General features: G+C 56.2%; 3 protein-coding genes. 2 read left to right on the plus strand and 1 reads right to left on the minus strand.

Features of this window, described 5'->3' with window-relative positions; genetic code table 11:
• Positions 1-209: 209 nt before the first annotated feature.
• Positions 210-524 (minus strand): helix-turn-helix domain-containing protein, encoded by a 315-nt coding sequence (locus tag HX786_RS31220; RefSeq protein ID WP_003219061.1) that lies wholly within the window; start codon positions 522-524, stop codon positions 210-212.
• Between the two features lie 306 nt (positions 525-830).
• Between HX786_RS31220 and HX786_RS31225 the strand changes: the two genes are divergently transcribed.
• Complete coding sequence (locus HX786_RS31225; protein WP_157222851.1) at positions 831-983, plus strand: hypothetical protein; 153 nt, start codon at positions 831-833, stop codon at positions 981-983.
• Between the two features lies 1 nt (position 984).
• Positions 985-1,744 (plus strand): PAS domain-containing protein (locus HX786_RS31230; protein ID WP_178913063.1); only part of this gene is annotated, 760 nt, incomplete at its 3' end.

A 1,744-nucleotide genomic window follows, 5' to 3' on the forward strand; every position in this document is an offset into this window, starting at 1 on the left:
TGGCGCTGGTGGCCGGGCTGTCGACGTACAACAAAAAGTAATGGGCAATGCTATTCATGATGACTCCGTGGAATGACGCAGCAATGGCGCGGCTCAGTCCCTAGTCTAAGGGGCTGTCCTGTCAGTTCATGTCAGGAGTCATCAAGCAAAGAGCAGACAGTCAATCTGGCTGTCTGCTCTTTTTATTGCGTGCACGTGTGTTGCGAGCTCTAAGGCTTGGACAAGGCCTGGTCTACCGCTGCGATCAGCTTTCCCAGATCCTTCGGGGTGGCTTTGTGAATGACACCGAACAGATAAGCGCGCTGTTCCTCCTCGTCGACCAGGTCTGCGAAAAAGACTTTCAGCTTCACTCCCAGCGCCTCTGCGAACAAGAACAGTGCCTCGACGCTGGGTGTATAGGTGCCGGTTTCGAAGCGGCTGATGGTTTTAGGGTCAAAACCGGTTTTTTCACCTAGTTCAGCCTGAGTAAGCCCTGCGACCTTGCGGTAACGTCTGATGGCTGGACCCAAACTTGAAATGTGCATCGCTCAATTCCCATTTAGAATCAAGAACTTAACGATAAATCTTAAAATTAGACAACCGCATGTACCATCACCTTTTCTTGCAAAATGTGATGTAATTCGTAGAATCGGCATCTAGGACAAGTATTTGGTGGTCTCGTTTCAGAAGGCAGGTTTATGAAACAGGAAATCATTGCTCTCTCCTTACTCTCATAAATGTGCCCATAAAACGGACGCCTGGCAGGGACTGAAATGTCGCTCGTCAGTGCCACGCTTCATTGCGCCTCACGTGCCGGATACCCGAATTCAAGCCTAGTTGATCATCACTGAATGGATGATGAATTGCTGTGCAAAATCGTGGGTTTGCGTACCTTTGCGGCCAACCAGCCGATCGACGGCGCAGCCCGACTGGAAATACGAATCCGCCTGTCCTGCCTACCCGGTGGTCGAGAGGGCGATCGAATGCTGTCCATGGAGCTTTAACGTGCGTCTCAATTTGCCGGTCACTGCTGTTGAACAGACTTTTGGGGAGCAGCAACGGCTAATTTCCGCAACTGACGTCAACAGCCATATTACCTACTGCAACGCCGAGTTTGCCGCCATGAGCGGCTTTACCCAGGCCGAGCTGATCGGCAGCACCCACAACCTGGTGCGCCACCCGGACATGCCGCCCGCCGTGTTCCAGCTGATGTGGAGCTACCTCAAGGCCGGGCAGAGCTGGATGGGCGTGGTGAAGAACCGCTGCAAGAACGGCAACTATTATTGGGTCAGCGCCTATGTGACGCCGATTCTCGAAGACGGGCGGCTGACGGGCTACGAGTCGGTTCGGGTCAAGCCCACCCGCGAACAGGTGCGCCGCGCAGAGGCGCTGTACGCGCGGTTGCAGGCAGGTGGTGCGGCGGTCTCGCCGGTGCGGCGTGTGGCGTCTGTGTCCCGGGCCATGGCGTTGCCACTGGCGGCTGCCGTTGCCAGTGTCGCCGCCTTCCAATGGGTTCCGGGTGTATGGGCCCAGGCGTTGACTGTCGGCTTGTTTCTCGGCCTGGGCGTCTGGGGGCATCAACGCTTGGGGCTGCAGCTCAAGCAGATTGTGCAGAACACGCCCAATACCTTTTCCGACCCCATCAGCGCCATGACCTACAGCGACGCGCTGGGGCCGACCGCGCAGCTCGAAATGATCCTGATCAGCGAAGAAGCGCGACTTAAAACCGCCCTGACGCGCCTCAGCGACCTGGCCAACCAGATGG

Source organism: Pseudomonas sp. 21615526 (genome assembly GCF_013386245.1).
GTDB lineage: Bacteria > Pseudomonadota > Gammaproteobacteria > Pseudomonadales > Pseudomonadaceae > Aquipseudomonas.